The organism is Rhizobium sp. LC145, from assembly GCF_001005825.1.
In the GTDB taxonomy this organism is placed as follows: Bacteria; Pseudomonadota; Alphaproteobacteria; order Rhizobiales; family Rhizobiaceae; genus Neorhizobium.
This window is the reverse complement of sequence record NZ_LBHV01000021.1, coordinates 1-16091: the sequence shown is the minus strand read 5'-3', so window position 1 is coordinate 16091 and position 16091 is coordinate 1. Positions and strand designations below refer to the sequence as shown.

The following is a 16091-nucleotide window of genomic DNA, read 5'->3' as shown; positions in this document are numbered from 1 at the left end:
TGGATCAGGCCGATACGCGCACGGTCTCGCTGTCCGCAATTTTGCGCGGCCGATATCCTGCATAAAGGGGTGTCGCGACACCAAGCGCCTGCTGCATGCGCGTGCGAACTTCCTCTGAAACTTCGAAAACACCGCAGCAAACCGGAGAGCGACCATAGCCGTCTGCGCGGCCAACCTCTTCAACCGCGAGCCCCGCCCGACGATAGACGCGCGCCAGCTGCGGCTCGTAGTTCGAGACCAGCGTCTCGATACCGTGCGACAATCCGCATTCGCACAATGCCAGCAACAGCATGCCGAAAGCCTTGCCCGTTTCCAGGCTCGGAAAGTCCTCGGAGAGTGTTTCCTCATCGAGGCACATTCGTGTCCCCTCATAGATACCGGGTGCGATCAGGCTGGCACCCGCAAACGTGTCGCGAAAGACGTCGTAAAGAAGCGTCGGGCCGGTGGTGGGCATCAGCCGCAGCGTTCCATAAAGGCGATCCGCGCGATCATTGCACCACATCAGGTAAGCCGGCCGTAGAGCATCGTACTCGTCATGCTCGCAATCATCGTCGATTGTCACGGCCCAACCGAGTTGATCGTGAAAGACGCGTTTGCGAAGGCGAAATGCCTGATCCATGAGAGGCTTATAACGGGTGTACTGATGCGCCTGAACCAGAATGAACAAGGTTTATCTCCAGCTGTTGATCTTGGCTGGAAGATGCCGCCTCACGGGGAAGCCAGATATTCCCGCATATGCTCAAGCCCATATGCGGGTATTGCTCAGAGGTATCCGGGCGATCGGCTCATATCGCGATCACACGTAGCTTAAGGGCAAGAGTGGCCGCCGCCGAGATGGTGGCGCAACCAAGTTTCGTCCTGGCCGATTTGATGTAGCTGCGGGTCGTGTGATGGGAAAGGCCGAGAATAAGCGCGATATCCTTGTAATCCTTGCCGAGCGCGCTCCAGTAGAGGCACTCACGTTCCCGCGGACTCAAGACCGGGATCGGATCGCTCGCGCCATGTAGCTCGAACACTGCCATCTGGTGGACGAGATCCGCGAGATCGACCCATTCACTCCGATGAGCATCGACCAGATCCTCCCAGTCTTCGGCGGAGGCGTTCGAATTCAAAGAGAGGATGGCCCGTCGACCTGCTTTATCCGATATCGGGATGGAAAAACCAAAGCGGCCGATCCCATGGCGTATTGCGTCTTCCAGAAACATCAGCATCTCGGGCGCGACTTCGAGTTCTCGCCAATCGAATGGCACCTGGCGCAGAAAGCCCTCGCGCGCGACAGGATCGATGGTGACATAGCCCTTCAACAGATAGGTGGATACCCACGCATCCGGGTAGGTTGTCCGCACGAACGGGGCGTCAAAATCACCAACCACCGTCGAAGCGAGATGGTAGGTTATGAAGTCGACGCGGTAAGCGGATTGTATCAAATGGAGCGCTTCGGTCACCGAGCCCGTCTTTGCAAGGCGCTCCTTGACGTCGGAAAAATCGGCGAGAGATCCTGTCAATATAAGTTTCCAGCACTGCGGACTGACAATCCACCGCAGAGATCGAATGATCAGCCAAACGAGTTCGGCAGTGATGCGGAACTTCAACGGATTGTGCTGTAGCCTGATTGCTTTCATGGTTCAAACGCAACCTCTCGACGTGGAGAGGCGTAGCGACGCGGAGGTTGATATAGTTCGACTACTGAACGATCCCCGCGTTTCATTTTGGACACCAAAGCGACAACGACGCAGTCTCCTTCTTCAATCGCTGGCCGCGAGCCGACCTCGCACGTCAGCAAATCTGCGGTGGCACGGACTGGGTTAGGTCGCTATAAGCGCTGGTGAGGTAGTACGCGCTGCCTCCGGGCTTAGTAACCCGACGCATGCCGGTTTGGCGTCCGCCGTTAGGGCGCCGAATTCCTCGACCTATGGTCGGGGAGCCGTGGACGTATGTCCAGGTTCCTCGGAACTAAAGGTCCATGGGCCGACGCATGCTCGGTTACTAACTCCCCGATCGCCAGGGGTCAGGAACTATGCGGGGGCGCACCGCGCATTCCTGTTTTGGGAGTTGAACATGGACGCCGACGACCGATTGAATGGAGAGGCAGTCGATCTGAAGCCGCTGGTAGGCCTCTTGCATGGGCTTCCGTCACCGCTCGTCGAACGTCTCACGATCGATGCAATCCGCGAACATCGCGAACTGTTGGAGCGGGCAGAAAATCTGTTCAATGAACTGCCGGCTGACGTTAAAGCCGGTAAGGAGCTTGTTGGCGATACCCATATTGCCTATCTCGAGGCAACCATCAGGATGCACGCGCAAATGTCGGTGCTGACCACCCTGCTGCACATTCTAGGCTATACGCCCAAGGCCTGACAACGCCACATCAGCCTAAATCAGGCCGCGTCGGATAGCCAAAGCCACCAACTGCGCATGATTGGCCAGATTGTAGCGCGTTCTGACATCGTCAATCGCAGAGCGGACGCCAGCATACTTTGCCTGCTCCAGTTCAGCGATCACCTCGACGGTTTTGCCAAGCGACAGCCAGCGAATGTAGTTCACCTGCTTCGGCGTCAGGACGATCTTTTCCTCGATGGAGGGCGTGACCCGCAAGTGCTCAAGACGGGCATGAAGTTGAGCGACCGCTGATGCAGCCATAATGGCATCAATCTCCATATCACTGGCAAGAGAAGACTTCGCCGATGCAAATGTCAGCATGGACATCGCACCGTTGGCAGTGGCGACCGGGATGGAAACGCCCGAGCGAATGTTGAAATCAGCGGCTTTCGAAAAGAAGTTTTTCTGCTCTTTTGACAGCGAGCTCTTGTCGGCTTCGCCGGACCAGGCGAAAGCGCGCCTTATCAGCTGGGCCTGCCGCATGACCGGATCGATGAACCGGTAGTCCAGCGTGTCATAGATTCTCTGCCAGTCGATATCGTAGTTGGAGACCGCATAGGTCTGCCCCGGACGAATGTTGACGAAGGCATAGCCCACAAAATCGAACCGATCAGCAAGATTGGCCAGTGCACCCTTCACCATGGACTGATCGTTTCCGATCACAGTGATATCCAGCAGTTTCTCGACCCAGTTTGTCATCCATACTCTCCCTGTAAATCGCACCCGTTGCGCGGTGACGAAATGCGTCGGCAGTCAAAGGGACCGCGACGCGCGCGAACAGTGACCTGGTAAAGAATGAAGCATATTCAATCGCATAAGTTGACCATCACGGAATGGTTTTCTAAATCGTTTTCTCGGAATTGCAAACCACGGATTTTGCTTACTCGCGGAAAACGTGTCAGCTCACAATTGGCCAAGCGATCTAGGTTTCATGGCCTGAGCAGAAATCTGTCATTGTTTCGCGAAATGCTTTACATGGAAGGACCCATTTAGAGCGAACCCATGTTGCAGCTTACCCACGACACCGAACAGCTTGCCCGCGAAATTGCGGCCCGTGTCGGGCGCAGACCGGACGATATCATACGCGCTGCCCTCGAACGTGAAGCTCAGGCCCTCGGGGTTTTCGGCGACCTGCCTGTGAGACATCGCATGACCGTCGAACAGATGACAGCGATCGGAGAAAAGGTTTCTGCCCTACCGCTGCTTGATACATCGTCCCCGAAAGAAATCCTCGACGACCTGCATCAACCATGATTGCCGTCGATCACTCCGCAGTCGTCCACGTAGCCGCAATCAGGACACAGAGGATCAGGAGCACTACGGCTTTACCAACTTGACGAACTTAACCAACCTTGCCATATATAGCTCTCCGAACGGAGGGTGAGTGATGGCATCTCTGAAGTCCAAAACCAGCATACGTGACGGTGCAAGCGGGCGCGAAAAACCGGGCGCTGAATCCATGGCTTTTTTCCTGACCACAGGCGCCGCCCCGCTGGCGAAGGGGAGAGCCGCCTTCAAGATCAAGATCCCTGACAATGCATCAAAAGCCCTGACCGGCAATCCAAATCGCGTCAAGGCGCTCCTCCAGGAATACGGTCAGGCGATCGCAAAAAGCCGTTCTGCTGGCCACCCGGTCAGCTTCCGTGTCGATGTCGATTCCGAAGGTGAGATGGTTGTCACTCCCGTTGAGGCGGTGGAAATGACAACGGTGCCTGTCGTAGAGGAAAACGATGCGCTGGATCCGGAATTGGAGCAGGCGTTGGTGGCCGCACGGGCGCGGGGACGCATAAAGGCTGCTGAGGTGCTCAGCGGCACTGACATGCTGAATGCCGACGAATTCGCCAAGTTGCTTGGCACGACAAGGGTAACGGTGAATTCAAAGCGCCAGACCGGACTGGTATTGGGGCTGGATGGCGCGAAACGCGGCTTTCGCTTCCCGGATTGGCAGATCGATGCCGATGGCAAGCCGTTTGCAGCGCTTGCAACGCTCCACGAGCGACTGGGCGGAGCCTGGGCGGTTTACCGGTTCCTGGTCCAGCCCCACGGAGAGCTGGACGGACTGACAGGTCGCGAGGCATTGGAGCGGGGACGGACCGAGCAAGCGCTCGAGGTCGTCGAGAGCATTGGTCGAGATTTCCGCTGAATGGCACGTACTCTGCCGCCTCCCGGCTTTGCAAATGCAAGCCTTCACCTGCATACGGTCGCAGCCGGACTTCGGTTCGGTCGCATCTATCTGGGCACCTACCCTGATCCACTGGGCTTCGGTAAAACGCCGAGCCGTTTCAGCGATCCACGCCGGCGCAAATTCGCTAACCGGTTCGGGGTGCTCTATTTGGGCGATACGGTGAAGGTGTGCTTTCTCGAAGCCGTCTTGCGCGATCAACGCGATGGGGTCCTCGGCGACCTGCCGATAGCTGAATCCGAATTGTACGACCGCAATTTCGCAGAGATCGAGGTCATCAATCCGCTGATGATGGTCGATCTTCGAGACGACGGGCCGATCAAGATGGGTGTGCCGACGGATGTCGCGAAGGGCTCAAAGCAATCCCTCGCACGGAAGTGGGCGGTCGCCTTCAATGAACACGACAGCCAGGTGGACGGCATCATCTACCCGTCTCGGCTCAACGGCCACACCAACCTTGCAGTGTTCGATCGAGCTATTGGAAAACTGAAGGCGGTCCGCACGACGAAGCTGATCCGCGCGCCGGGTCTGGCTGATATACTCAACGACCTCAATGTCGCAATTGTCGAACCTGATCCCTGATATTTTACCTGTCGTCGAAGTCGGATACAGCACTACTTCTGCCCACCGATCCGGGACAAATCGACCCGAATTCCCGCAGTCCCAACCTCTCCTTCGTTTGAGGGCTCCACTTCGCTCTGGGAGGCGGTGGCATCAGCAGGTTTGTCTGCGGCATCCGGAGAAACTTCCTTCCGATCGACGATCGTTCCACCTGGATCCTCCGCCTGAAACACGCTTTGCCCCTCGAACTGGCCAGTGTTCCAAGCGTAAACGGCATCTTCGAAGATCTGTGGAAGCACCTCTTTGCTCGTTGGGTTGCCATACCATTTAGCAACGATGCGCATGATCTTGGAAAACATCCTCGTCCCCATGCGAAGATTTTCGCAAGGCTCAATCAGATCTGGTTTCAGCTCGGACGCGTCCTTCACGCCGACACCCGCCGGGAACTGTGTAAGGCCCACACGCACGACGGCTTGCCCGACATACTGGCGTATGATCTCCATAGCCTCGTCGGGCGTCTTCGGTTTTGGTACGAGGATGAGCCGTCCACCGGCTTTCACCGTGACGGCCAGCGGATCGCCAGGACCGACAGCGGCTACGAACTGCTCGACGATGGCGGGTTTCAGGGAGGGATCGGCGCATTCCGCGATAAAGGCAGCATCCATGACGAAGGCTCCAAAGTTCAGGTATTGAAGGAAATCTCAAGGGGGACGCCAAACAGGGCGGACCAGGCTTTGGCGCTCGCGCGCTGGATGGCGACGATGTTGCCACCCGTCGTCCACCAGCCATTGCCGATCAAAACGATCGCGTCGGGTCGGTGTAGCATCGACTGGAGAATGGGCCACAGTACGAGCTGCTCGTAGCAGATAAGAGGCGCGATCTTTCGGCCCGCGACCTCGACGACGGGATTGGCGAAGAGACTGGCGCGGGCGCCGCCAGTCTCTCCTATCCATCGCTCCCATGGACGCCACATCGAAACCGGCACAGGCATGCGCTCGCGATAGAGGACACGTCCGCCACCCCCATCAATAGCCACCATCACATTGTCGTAGCCATTCGCATTAATCACAGCCGCACCGGCAACTACCGTCACACTGACCCCTTGCAATCCTTCCCGCCAGAGACGTTCAAGGGTTGGCGTCCAGAAGCCCAGCGCGCTTTCAGGCAGAACCACCACGGCTGCGCCAGATCCCGCAACCTCCTGAACGAGTGCGATCAGGTTGCGTTGACGTTGTAGTGAGCTGTCGCGGCCAAGGCTCGCACCCATTTCAAGGTCGACACCACGCCACCCCACCGGTAGAATCTGATTTGTCCCCGATGCGGCGGACCAAAGCCATAGACCTGACAGAGCAATGGCGATAGCCGGCCCGATCCGGGTTACGAGACCGATCAGGACGGCTGTCAAAGCGAGCAGCCCCCACCATCCCCATCCCGGAAACAGAATTCCCGCCGCCGTCAACGGATGCGCCCAGCCTGTGATCCCGAGCGGAGGCAGACCGGTGAGAGCCAAGATGAGGAGATATCGCACCGCTTTTACCAAGCCCGACCGTGCTGTCCAGAATACCGCATGGACAGCAACGAAAGAGGATGCCGCCGCGACCCAGAAGCTGAGGCCGACCCAGAGATCCGCAGCAAAGAACTGTGCGACGCCCGACGGCAATCCTCGCGACGCCGCCAGGAAATAGCCGGCCGCGACGACGGCCGCTGCGATCCGCGTTGATGAAAGGGCCCACAGAAGCGGGAAGAGGGTTGCCGCAGGGAGCAGGGACACCTGCCCGCTCCAGCCAACCGCCCCGACCACCACGGCAAGCGAAACGAGAACGGCAATTATCATGACCTCACGGCGCATAGGTCAACACCTCTTGTGCTAGACCGAGTACGCCGGACTGAGGCACCGGCCCGAAATACCGGGAGTCCCATGAGCCGATAAAGCCGGAATGCAAATACACCTCTCCGGGCCGCACCATCCTGCTTTGATCGTGCCGAAGAGATCGCCCCTGTGCATCCTTCTCTGCGATGCGGGATCCGCGGATTGGCACGCCATCAACTGCGATGTGATCGCTGACGTCCACGCGCTGTCGCGCCACCGCGATGACAGTCTTTATCAACGGTCCGAAACCACCGGGGCAAAGTCCCCGCCGGAGATATCCGCGCTGTCGCGCCTCGCGCATAGCGGGATTGTCAGGCGGGCAGACGAAAACTGTTTCGCCGGGCAAGACGGAGCGGGTGAGCGGAACGATGCGCCACAGGCCGAGCGGCTCACTCGGCGTCGTGTTGATGCGCAGACCACCACTCCAACCGGCAGCAAAGAGGACGCCAAACATGCCGGCGGCCACAGATATCGTGACGCAGGCGCGGCGTCGTTGACGAGGCATCGTCCAACCTTCACGCATCATCATAATCATTTGAGGGAGAGCCCCTTGGTCTGGGTTTGCCGCGCTTTTTCAGCCTGCTTCAATGCCAGCGTGGTGCGCTCGTGCGCGGCGAGCTGCTGCACAGTGCGCATGCTGTTCCAGGCCGACTGAACTTCGCTTTTCTGCGAGGGGTTCATCCCGGCCGTCAGTTTGTGGAAGGTCTCGCCGTTTGCATCTTTCGCCGACAGCGGGAGCAGGCTGCGTTCTCCGAAGCGCTCAGACACAGCCTTGGCGAAGCCTTCGAGCTCGGCTTTCACGTTTCTGTCGGCCAGCGTATATTCGAGGCCGGCAGGAAGATCGTTGCGATCGATCGCATCGCGGATCCTCTCCAGCGTCTGCCTGGCCGATGGAGAGAGGGCAGGGATGTCGACGGAGACCTTGAGACGGATCGCCCGCTCTTGCGCTTCATGCTTGCGCTCTGCCTCGGCCCGCGCCGTCACATATCGCTCGAGGTTTCGCGCCAAGGCAGGCGCGTTGACAAGTGCGGTGTCGCGCGCCGCCTTCTCGTTCGCTCCGGCGAAGATGCCGGTCTTGCCCTTGAGCGCTCCAAACTTTTCCGGCTCAGCTGCGATCTTTGCAAGCGTTGTCTGCGCTCTTGCCGGATCTTTCAGCATGGCATCGACATTGACCGCCTTGAACGCGGTCTCCGGCTCGGCGAAGACCTGGGTAAAGCGTGTCGTGACCTCCTGCCATTGCTTCTTCAAACCGGGATCGGCAGTCAGACGATCCTCAACGGCCTGGTCGATCGATTTCGGGAACGTCGTGATGCCTAATACCATTGGCTTTGCCTCCATGAAGGGTTTCGGGGTCACATGGGGATTCGGGCGCTTGAGACCGAGCTGTGCGCCGATCGTCGCCAGGCGGGCGGTGAGATTGACGAGCTTCTGTTTCTGGCGAACGGTCCAGTCGAGGCGGTCGCGAACGAGGGTGCGCGCTACATTGACCAGATGCAGACCCCGCGCGTCGGCGAAGCGAAGGGCCGCGCGATAGAAGGCGCCCTTCTCGTAATCGAGCGTCGTTTCCTTGGAGTTCTTGCGCGATAGAAGCTCGGCAAGGCCACCCCCCTTGGCGAAGGACCGCGAGCCATAATAGACGCCGAGATCCTCGCGATGACGGGTCATCGCCACATAGGTCAGGTGCCGGTCGAGGGACAGCGAGGCCAGAACTTTGACCCTGTCGACGGTCGCGCCCTGGCTCTTATGGATCGTCGTCGCGTAACCATGATCGACGTTGTTGTAGAACCGCTGCTCTACGCTGATCGTCCGCCGGCGCTCGCCCTCGCCAATCTCGGCAACGATACGCCCCGGGGCGGCTTCCACGACCTTGGCCAGCATGCCGTTCTTGACGCCAAGCGAGCTTTCATTTTTGAGGAAGACGATCTGGTCGCCAGCGGCAAAATGACGGATACCGTCTTCCGTCTTGAAGGCGTAACCGTCATCGACAAGGCCGCGCTCGACCAGCTTGGCGCGCGCCAGGGTATTGAGCATCCGCACGTCGCGGCGAAGGTGTGCGAGGATCAGCGAGGAATGGGCCGGATCGTACTCGCGGTTCCAATCGGAAATAAGGTTTTCGACAGCTTGTGACTTCAAGGTCGATCCCATCATCCGACCGTTTGCGCTGTAGGACTCGACAGCCTTGGCGATGTTGCCGCGGGCGAGATCGAGCGACGCGTCGCGCATCCATTGCTCGCGCTGGCGATAGATGGTTTCGAGTTCGGCGTAGCCGATACGATCGGTGATTGCCCGAAACGCAGCACCGGCCTCAATCGGCTGCAACTGTTCGGGATCACCGACGAGAACGAGCTTTGCCCCGCGCACCGTTGCCTCTTCAACAAGCTGCGCCATTTGTTTGGAGGAGACCATGCCGGCTTCGTCGAGGACCATAACGGTCTTGTCATCGAGATGGTCGCGACCTTGGGCCCAGCGCAGTTCCCAGGACGACAATGTGCGGGAAAGAATACCCGCTTCCTTTTCCAATCCTTCGGCCGCCTTACCCGCCAGAGCGGCACCAACGACACGATAACCGGCCGCTTCCCAAGCCTCGCGCGCCGCCTTCATCATTGTTGTCTTGCCGGCGCCGGCGCGCCCGATCACGGCTGCAATGCGTGCCGGCCCCTCGACATGCTCGATCGCCGCTTTCTGCTCATCCGACAGCCGTGTGTGCCGGTCAAACGTCGACCTAAGCACTGGCTCGCGGACGCCATGGGAACTGCGCCCGGACAGCCATATGGACCGGTTTGCCATCTCAGCCTCAAGGCGGATCATCTCGCGTGTCGTGTAGCGGGCAGGCGTCCTGACACCGGAGGTAAAGTCTATCCGCTCGCGGTCGAGACGCAGCACTTCCAGATGCTGCATGATCCGCGCCATCAGGCTTTGGAAGAGAGCCGCATCGTCGACATAGCGATGGAGGACCTTCGCCACGTCCTGGTTGTCGAAGACGCTCTTCTCCCGAGTGATGAGATCGAGCACGATACCGGGATTGCGCTGGATGCGCCGGACATTCTCCGCGCGCCGCTCCTCCTGCAATTCGATCCGCTCGAGCTTCCGTAACCCGGCTGTCGCCAGCCCGTTTTCTGTTTGCGATTTTCGCTCGATGGCGGTGGCACCGACCCCGATATGAATGGTCGGTGTCAGGTCGATGCCCTGCTTTTCGAAGGATCGGCCATCGATGCGGATATCCAGCCCGGCAAGCACCAGATGCCGGTTCTGCACAGCAAACCATCCATCACGAAAGGAATTGAAGCCCTCGGTGCCACCCGCCCAGAGTTCATAGATGATTTTGCCAGTGTCATTGCGAATGGGCTGGCCGTCTGGTCCAAGAACAGCAACCTTCTTAGCACCGAACCCGTCCCCGCTCAGAGGCCGCAATGTCGTCATCAGGTGGACATGCGGGTTGCCGGGTGCATCGTGATAGACCCAGTCCGCGACCATACCCTTCGACGTGATATGCTCGGCAACGAAGTCTCGCATCATCGCGATGTTCTGCTCGGAGGATAGCTCGATCGGCAGCGCGATGGTGACGTCCTTGGCAAGCTGGGCGTCGACCCGCTTCTCGAACACCTCGACCTTGTTCCAGAACGCTTCTGAGGCTCCCGAGACCGATCGATCGGCGATCATGGCGCGCAGCCAGTTTGGCGCATCGGCAGGGATCACGAACTCCTCGTGCAGAAGACCCTGCTTCCTGGTGTAGTCGATTGTGCGTGCTTCCCGCTCATACTCCATCCTGGCGCAGTGCCGGTAGGCCGCAGACAGCACGGCGCTGCGCCCAGAGCCACGGGCGACGATGTTGACTGAGAAATGCGGGACGGCCACGGGCGGATCGCTCCTTCTTGCGAACGAAATCAACTGGTTGATCGCAAGAGGTTGCCCCGCCAGGGGGCAAAAGCAGAACGTCGCGTCAGCGACGTATAATTGCGCCCTTGGATCCGCTCTTGTCGAGCGGCGGGATCATTCGCCAAATGCTGACGCTTTGGCGAGGTACAAATTTGTACCTGTCCTGCCGGGGAAAAATCGGGGACTCTCTGCCATCATTCCACGGATATCACTGGAGATTGCATCCCGATGAAGAAGCCAACGTCGAAAATCCGCGAAGAACTTGCCCGCTTGCAGGAACAGCTGAAGCAGGCAGAAACGCGTGACGCCGAACGCATCGGCCGCATTGCGCTGAAGGCCGGACTTGGAGAGATCGAAGTCGACGACGCCGACCTTCAGGCAGCTTTCGAGGACGTTGCAAAGCGGTTTCGCGGAACGAAAGCCGGATCGAACGGAAAAGAAAAGGGTGCCGCTGGAGCGACCGGAACATCGTCGGCCACGTCGCTCAGCGCTGGCGCGGCTACGAGCCAGGCTGGCGAGGCTTGAGCGGATGCAGCGGCTGACCACAGCAGAGGCCAGAAAGAAGGACGCTCGCGAGAAGATCGAGTTGGGCGGCCTGATCGTCAAAGCCGGGTTGCGCTATGAGAAACGCGCGCTTCTGTTGGGTGTGCTGATCGAAGCGCAAAAGAAAATCAAGGGCGATGAGGCGGAGCGATCCCGTCTGACCGCAATCGGCGCGGAGGCATTCGGCAATGACAGCGAATAAGATCCTGCTCGCCGTTGTTCCGCCGCTGGCGATGATCGCCATCGCACTGATGTTGCCGGGGATCGAACAGTGGCTCGCGACGTTCGGAAAAACGGCGGAGGCGAAATTGACGCTCGGCCGAATCGGCCTAGCGTTGCCCTATGTGGCGAGTGCTGCGATCGGGCTGATCTTTCTCCTCAGTGCCCAGGGATCGGTCAACATCAAGACCGCAGGGTGTGGCGTAGCTGCCGGATCGGGCACCGTTATTGCCCTCGCCATCGTTCGGGAAGGAATACGGCTTTCGCAATTTGCCGGACAGGTGCCTGCGGCCAGGTCGATCCTGTCCTATATCGATCCGGCAACGATGACAGGAGCTGCGGCAGCTCTGTTCTCGGGCATGTTCGCGCTTCGCGTTGCGGTGATCGGCAACGCCGCGTTCTCGCGTTCCGAGCCGAAACGTATCCGGGGTAAACGCGCGCTGCATGGCGAGGCGGAATGGATGAAACTGCCGGAGGCAGGGAAGCTGTTCGCAGAGGACGGCGGCATCGTCATCGGCGAGCGATATCGTGTCGATCGCGACAGCACGGCGGCACTCTCGTTTCGGACCGATATGCCTGAGACATGGGGCGCCGGGGGAAAGTCACCGCTGCTCTGCTTCGACGGTTCGTTCGGATCGTCACATGGCATCGTGTTCGCCGGCTCCGGCGGTTTCAAGACAACGTCGGTCACGATTCCCACGGCGCTGAAATGGGGCGGCACGTTAATCGTACTTGATCCATCCAATGAGGTGGCGCCGATGGTCAAGGCGCACCGGAGCGAAGCCGGCCGTGATGTGATCGTGCTTGACCCGAAGGATCCGGATATCGGGTTCAATGCCCTCGACTGGATCGGTCAGCATGGCGGGACGAAAGAAGAGGATATCGCCGCGGTCGCCTCGTGGATCATGAGCGAGAGCGGCCGCGCCAGCGGCGTACGGGACGATTTCTTTCGGGCATCCGGCTTGCAGCTGCTGACGGCGATCATCGCCGATGTCTGCCTCTCGGGTCATACGGAAAAAAAGGATCAAACGCTGCGGACAGTGCGCATGAACCTCTCGGAACCGGAGCCGAAGCTGCGGGCGCGGCTGCAGGAAATCTACGACAACTCCGAGTCCGATTTCGTAAAGGAGAACGTGGCAGCGTTCGTGAACATGACGCCCGAAACCTTCTCCGGCGTCTATGCCAATGCGATCAAAGAAACCCATTGGCTGAGCTATCCGAACTATGCCGGTCTCGTGTCCGGTTCGACCTTTTCGACCGATGACATCGCATCGGGAAAGACCGACGTGTTCGTCGCCCTGGATCTTAAAACGCTGGAGACCCATGGTGGTCTGGCAAGGGTGATCATCGGCTCATTCCTGAACGCCCTCTATAATCGTGACGGGGCGATGCCGGGACGCGCTCTGTTCCTTCTCGACGAGGTCGCTCGCCTGGGTTTCATGAGGATCCTTGAGACGGCACGCGATGCCGGCCGCAAGTACGGGATCACGCTTCTGATGATCTATCAGTCGATCGGTCAGATGCGCGAAACCTATGGCGGACTCGACGCCACCAGCAAGTGGTTCGAAAGCGCGAGCTGGATCAGTTTCTCAGCGATCAACGATCCGGAGACCGCGGACTATATCTCCCGGCGTTGTGGAACAACGACAGTCGAGATCGATCAGGTCAGCCGGAGTTTTCAGGCGAGGGGTTCGTCACGAACCCGATCAAAGCAACTTGCCAGCCGACCATTGATCCAGCCGCACGAAGTCCTGCGCATGCGTGCCGATGAGCAGATTGTGTTCACCGGGGGAAATGCGCCGCTTCGATGCGGTCGCGCGATGTGGTTCCGGCGAGCCGACATGAAGTCCTGCGTTGGCGATAACCGCTTCCAGGGAAAACGTGGACCATTGGAAATCAGGGTCTGAGGGAGAACCCAGATCCGGAGATCGGGCGATGAGATATTGGGAAGCCTGCGAGGCACAGGTCACGGCAGAAGAGGCCATCGAAGAATGCCGCGTCCATCATATTGAGGCCATCGTTCGCGAAAGCGATAGCGCTTTGGTGGATGTCACGTCACGACCGGTGATGTCATCGCTCATCCAGACGAGCAAGCCGACTATCGTGGCGCCGAGATTCTCGGTTACCTGGGATACTGATCAATGGCGGTCTGCTATCGCGAGAGGATCGTTACCGGGATCGGCGAAGACCACAGTTGGGCTTCGTTCGCTTCAGCGAATAGAGCCGTACGCCAAAGGCGGACCGCCCGGTGCTCCTTCTGTCCATACTTCACAAAACTGAATCGCTCCGCGACCATCGATTCACAACTGTCGTTGGACGCATGGGCCCGATTGCGCGATCCTCTCACCATGATCGCCCAGCCCTATCACCTCTATATCGAACGCTCGGATGCTGAGAAGAATATGGCGCGCTTCTATGCCATGTCGATCGAACCGACCCTCTTCGGAGAGGCATGTCTTATGCGGCGCTGGGGACGCATCGGAACCAGAGGCCAGATGAAGGTTCATCACTTCGAGCGAGAAGAGGAGGCGGTGGAGCTCTTTCTGGAACTCATTTCTCAGAAGCGAGCAAGAGGATACAGTCCCGCAGTCCGTGAAGAACGCGGAAGCCGCTCCTACCTACACAAAAAATCTGCAACGTTGTGAAACGATATTCCGGCCAGAATTGGTGACGCTCGTGGCGTCGCCGGACGGCACTATCTGGATCGGCTGACCTCGGCAAAAGACTTGCGGCGTGAGATGAACTCCTTGAGGAGTGGCAGGAAGAATGCCTTGCTGAAGCGACCGATCGGCGGTTCAGGTTCGAGATAGAACGACCGTCCGACAATGTCGCTGTTGAACTCATCGAGGATGATCCAAAGGCGCAAATCGACATCAAGCCCGGCGCGGCGCTTTTCGATTGCTGGTATCTCCGCCGCGAACCGGCTTCGCTCCGGCTGCTTCGTCGTGATGGGAAAGAACAGCACGAGGTCACCACCCGCTCGAGGGATCCGGACGCCGACGGCTACCGGTCGATCTTTGCGTCCCTCTGTTTCGCCCTTTCCGGCTTCACGGCTCCAGAGATAGGGATAACGGATGACCGTCGCTGTCTGGATCTCGTCATATCCACTCATCGGTTTGTCTCATCGCTGTCGGCGTAAGCGTCGACAGCACTCTCAAACTCGGCGAGTAATGCGTCGGGCATGGTCTCAAGCGTGCCTGCAGCACGCATATCGGACTGGCGCATCAGCCGTTCATAATCCTCGATGTTCAGCAGCACCAGTCGCGGTTTGTTGCGCTGAGTGATGGTAACTGGATGGCGCAAGGCCTCGGCTATAATGTCGCCTGACTTCCGCGAGAGGTCACTCGTGGTGTAGGAACCGGTGCTGCTGGTCATTTGAGCGTCTCCTCGCAGTAAAATCACAGTGAATTGGATAGATAGTTCGGTTGGCGACAAAATACAGCAAATACAGCATTGATGTAAATGCTGAATATGGTGACCGCATCTGGCGGCGACAGTTTTTCGGATATCGGTGACCTCGCTCGGCAAGAACGCCATGGCGCGTCCAACTCCTTTCGACACCGCAAACCGCCAGCCTGGCTGTCGTTATATGCCGCCCTCAGAAGGGCGGCTCGGCGTCGACAAGGCCGTGCTGTTCGGCCATGGCAACGATCATCTCGGCCTCGGCCAGCTCGAGTTCGGCCGCAATCTCTCGGCGCTCATCAGCGTCAAAAGCGTTCTTGAGTTCGGCGCGTTATCCTCAATCTGGATTTCGAGTTCGTAAGTCATCTTCGTCTCCTTGACGTTTGTGAAAGATGACCGACGGGTCCGAGAGGGGATGGCGGGGTCAGGGATCGCGCCAGCGACCGGCAGGGCCGGGGAGTGGGGGAGCCGATTTGCGCAAGCTGCCCTTCGGGCGGGTGTAGCAAATTGGGGGAACCGCTCATCCTTGGGGCCGCGATGCCTGCTTGGTACGATCGCTTATTCTGAGCAGCTTCCCCCGCTATCCGTATGCCACCAAGAAAGCCGGACCTGGCTCGATGCCGGGTCCGGTTTTGACTTCTCGGCAGAGGAGAAGGCTCCGCCGGTGGCGGAGCCCCGTGATGTCAATCAGTCACGGTTCGGGCGGGACCAGATGAGCTGGAGGCCATCCTCGCCTTCGACCTCGGCGAGCGTTGCGTAGATCGGAGCCGGGAAGCTCGGATCGTCGAGCTTGACCGAGAGGTAGTCGCGGCCCTGCTCGGAGGTCTTCTGCCACGCGGCACCTAGCTCGACGTTTTGCGGTGCACCGCAAAACGTCGATTATGCTGAGACGGTGATTATGCGGAGTGCCGGTCGCTGAAGGCTGGATTCCCGGCGGTTGTAAGGGATTTTGCTCCGCATAATCCCGGTGGGATTGAAGGTAGCGCCCCGCTTTGAGCGGAGCGCCGTGGTTCTGGTCAGCGAGACCAGATGAGCTTGTGCTCGCCCTTGTCGCCCTGG

The 16091-nt window shown here is 59.0% G+C and carries 18 protein-coding genes and 1 pseudogene; 9 read left to right on the top strand and 10 right to left on the bottom strand.

Annotation, left to right across the window (positions count from 1 at the left end):
• Positions 1-4: 4 nt before the first annotated feature.
• Positions 5-667, bottom strand: coding sequence for an acyl-homoserine-lactone synthase (locus tag YH62_RS28290; RefSeq protein ID WP_046797665.1), 663 nt, complete (start codon positions 665-667; stop codon positions 5-7).
• Between the two features lie 118 nt (positions 668-785).
• Positions 786-1622, bottom strand: coding sequence for a LuxR family transcriptional regulator (locus YH62_RS28285; protein ID WP_082118569.1), 837 nt, complete (start codon positions 1620-1622; stop codon positions 786-788).
• 436 nt (positions 1623-2058) lie between these two features.
• Here YH62_RS28285 and YH62_RS28280 point away from each other — a divergent pair, with 436 nt between their 5' ends.
• Positions 2059-2358, top strand: a complete 300-nt coding sequence (locus YH62_RS28280) for a transcriptional repressor TraM (protein ID WP_024897939.1) — start codon at positions 2059-2061, stop codon at positions 2356-2358.
• A gap of 15 nt (positions 2359-2373) precedes the next feature.
• Here the strand turns inward: YH62_RS28280 and traR are convergent, their stop codons facing one another.
• The gene (gene traR, locus YH62_RS28275) at positions 2374-3078 is read right to left on the bottom strand and encodes a transcriptional regulator TraR (RefSeq protein WP_046797664.1); all 705 of its coding nucleotides are present in this window, start codon (positions 3076-3078) and stop codon (positions 2374-2376) included.
• 303 nt (positions 3079-3381) lie between these two features.
• Here traR and YH62_RS28270 point away from each other — a divergent pair, with 303 nt between their 5' ends.
• The 3 genes from YH62_RS28270 (at position 3382) to YH62_RS28260 (ending at position 5143) form a co-directional block, all read left to right on the top strand.
• Complete coding sequence (locus tag YH62_RS28270) at positions 3382-3633, top strand: type II toxin-antitoxin system VapB family antitoxin (RefSeq protein WP_035227100.1); 252 nt, start codon at positions 3382-3384, stop codon at positions 3631-3633.
• Between the two features lie 133 nt (positions 3634-3766).
• On the top strand, positions 3767-4522 hold the full coding sequence (locus tag YH62_RS28265; protein ID WP_035227102.1) for a hypothetical protein: 756 nt from the start codon (positions 3767-3769) through the stop codon (positions 4520-4522).
• On the top strand, positions 4523-5143 hold the full coding sequence (locus tag YH62_RS28260) for an RES family NAD+ phosphorylase (protein WP_046797663.1): 621 nt from the start codon (positions 4523-4525) through the stop codon (positions 5141-5143).
• Between the two features lie 32 nt (positions 5144-5175).
• On the opposite strand, the gene YH62_RS28255 is transcribed toward YH62_RS28260, so the two are convergent.
• The 4 genes from YH62_RS28255 to traA are packed head-to-tail and all read right to left on the bottom strand — an operon-like array spanning position 5176 to position 10847.
• Entirely contained in the window at positions 5176-5787 is a 612-nt protein-coding gene (locus YH62_RS28255) for a TraH family protein (protein ID WP_046797662.1), read from the bottom strand.
• A gap of 17 nt (positions 5788-5804) precedes the next feature.
• The gene (locus tag YH62_RS28250) at positions 5805-6971 is read right to left on the bottom strand and encodes a conjugal transfer protein TraB (RefSeq protein WP_046797661.1); all 1167 of its coding nucleotides are present in this window, start codon (positions 6969-6971) and stop codon (positions 5805-5807) included.
• Positions 6961-7518 carry a conjugative transfer signal peptidase TraF gene (traF, locus tag YH62_RS28245; protein ID WP_046797684.1) on the bottom strand — a complete coding sequence of 186 codons (558 nt, stop codon included), beginning with the start codon at positions 7516-7518 and terminating at the stop codon, positions 6961-6963. Before traF ends, YH62_RS28250 begins: the two co-directional genes overlap by 11 nt.
• Positions 7519-7523: 5 nt before the next feature.
• Positions 7524-10847 carry a Ti-type conjugative transfer relaxase TraA gene (traA, locus tag YH62_RS28240; RefSeq protein WP_046797660.1) on the bottom strand — a complete coding sequence of 1108 codons (3324 nt, stop codon included), beginning with the start codon at positions 10845-10847 and terminating at the stop codon, positions 7524-7526.
• A 249-nt stretch (positions 10848-11096) separates the two neighbouring features.
• On the opposite strand from traA, the gene traC reads away from it, so the two are divergent.
• The 4 genes from traC to YH62_RS30965 all read left to right on the top strand — a co-directional run bounded on the left by traC (position 11097) and on the right by YH62_RS30965 (position 14275).
• Positions 11097-11393 (top strand): conjugal transfer protein TraC, encoded by a 297-nt coding sequence (gene traC / locus YH62_RS28235; protein ID WP_046797659.1) that lies wholly within the window; start codon positions 11097-11099, stop codon positions 11391-11393.
• 4 nt (positions 11394-11397) lie between these two features.
• Positions 11398-11613 carry a type IV conjugative transfer system coupling protein TraD gene (locus tag YH62_RS28230; protein WP_046797658.1) on the top strand — a complete coding sequence of 72 codons (216 nt, stop codon included), beginning with the start codon at positions 11398-11400 and terminating at the stop codon, positions 11611-11613.
• Positions 11600-13537 carry a Ti-type conjugative transfer system protein TraG gene (traG, locus tag YH62_RS28225; protein ID WP_046797657.1) on the top strand — a complete coding sequence of 646 codons (1938 nt, stop codon included), beginning with the start codon at positions 11600-11602 and terminating at the stop codon, positions 13535-13537. The genes YH62_RS28230 and traG overlap by 14 nt, the downstream gene beginning before the upstream one ends.
• 234 nt (positions 13538-13771) lie before the next feature.
• The gene (locus tag YH62_RS30965) at positions 13772-14275 is read left to right on the top strand and encodes a WGR domain-containing protein (protein ID WP_245282236.1); all 504 of its coding nucleotides are present in this window, start codon (positions 13772-13774) and stop codon (positions 14273-14275) included.
• Positions 14276-14325: 50 nt separating this feature from the next.
• Here the strand turns inward: YH62_RS30965 and YH62_RS28215 are convergent, their stop codons facing one another.
• The gene (locus YH62_RS28215) at positions 14326-14742 is read right to left on the bottom strand and encodes a hypothetical protein (RefSeq protein ID WP_024897925.1); all 417 of its coding nucleotides are present in this window, start codon (positions 14740-14742) and stop codon (positions 14326-14328) included.
• Entirely contained in the window at positions 14739-15005 is a 267-nt protein-coding gene (locus YH62_RS28210) for a type II toxin-antitoxin system prevent-host-death family antitoxin (protein ID WP_024897924.1), read from the bottom strand. The genes YH62_RS28215 and YH62_RS28210 overlap by 4 nt, the downstream gene beginning before the upstream one ends.
• A gap of 136 nt (positions 15006-15141) precedes the next feature.
• Here YH62_RS28210 and YH62_RS30380 point away from each other — a divergent pair, with 136 nt between their 5' ends.
• On the top strand, positions 15142-15393 hold the full coding sequence (locus tag YH62_RS30380; protein WP_046797655.1) for a hypothetical protein: 252 nt from the start codon (positions 15142-15144) through the stop codon (positions 15391-15393).
• 326 nt (positions 15394-15719) lie between these two features.
• Here YH62_RS30380 and YH62_RS29890 read toward each other — a convergent pair.
• Positions 15720-15968 (bottom strand): annotated as a pseudogene (locus tag YH62_RS29890) (DUF736 family protein); the annotation flags it as partial.
• Between the last annotated feature and the right edge of the window lie 123 nt (positions 15969-16091).

Excerpts from the sequence above, each read along its gene's own strand:
- YH62_RS28285 (WP_082118569.1), bottom strand. The coding sequence starts at position 1,622 with ATGAAAGCAATCAGGCTACAGCACAATCCGTTGAAGTTCCGCATCACT.
- YH62_RS28280 (WP_024897939.1), top strand. The coding sequence starts at position 2,059 with ATGGACGCCGACGACCGATTGAATGGAGAGGCAGTCGATCTGAAGCCG.
- traR (WP_046797664.1), bottom strand. The coding sequence starts at position 3,078 with ATGACAAACTGGGTCGAGAAACTGCTGGATATCACTGTGATCGGAAAC.
- YH62_RS28270 (WP_035227100.1), top strand. The coding sequence starts at position 3,382 with ATGTTGCAGCTTACCCACGACACCGAACAGCTTGCCCGCGAAATTGCG.
- YH62_RS28265 (WP_035227102.1), top strand. The coding sequence starts at position 3,767 with ATGGCATCTCTGAAGTCCAAAACCAGCATACGTGACGGTGCAAGCGGG.
- YH62_RS28260 (WP_046797663.1), top strand. The coding sequence starts at position 4,523 with ATGGCACGTACTCTGCCGCCTCCCGGCTTTGCAAATGCAAGCCTTCAC.
- YH62_RS28255 (WP_046797662.1), bottom strand. The coding sequence starts at position 5,787 with ATGGATGCTGCCTTTATCGCGGAATGCGCCGATCCCTCCCTGAAACCC.
- YH62_RS28250 (WP_046797661.1), bottom strand. The coding sequence starts at position 6,971 with ATGCGCCGTGAGGTCATGATAATTGCCGTTCTCGTTTCGCTTGCCGTG.
- traF (WP_046797684.1), bottom strand. The coding sequence starts at position 7,518 with ATGATGCGTGAAGGTTGGACGATGCCTCGTCAACGACGCCGCGCCTGC.
- traC (WP_046797659.1), top strand. The coding sequence starts at position 11,097 with ATGAAGAAGCCAACGTCGAAAATCCGCGAAGAACTTGCCCGCTTGCAG.
- YH62_RS28230 (WP_046797658.1), top strand. The coding sequence starts at position 11,398 with ATGCAGCGGCTGACCACAGCAGAGGCCAGAAAGAAGGACGCTCGCGAG.
- traG (WP_046797657.1), top strand. The coding sequence starts at position 11,600 with ATGACAGCGAATAAGATCCTGCTCGCCGTTGTTCCGCCGCTGGCGATG.
- YH62_RS30965 (WP_245282236.1), top strand. The coding sequence starts at position 13,772 with ATGGCGGTCTGCTATCGCGAGAGGATCGTTACCGGGATCGGCGAAGAC.
- YH62_RS28215 (WP_024897925.1), bottom strand. The coding sequence starts at position 14,742 with ATGAGTGGATATGACGAGATCCAGACAGCGACGGTCATCCGTTATCCC.
- YH62_RS28210 (WP_024897924.1), bottom strand. The coding sequence starts at position 15,005 with ATGACCAGCAGCACCGGTTCCTACACCACGAGTGACCTCTCGCGGAAG.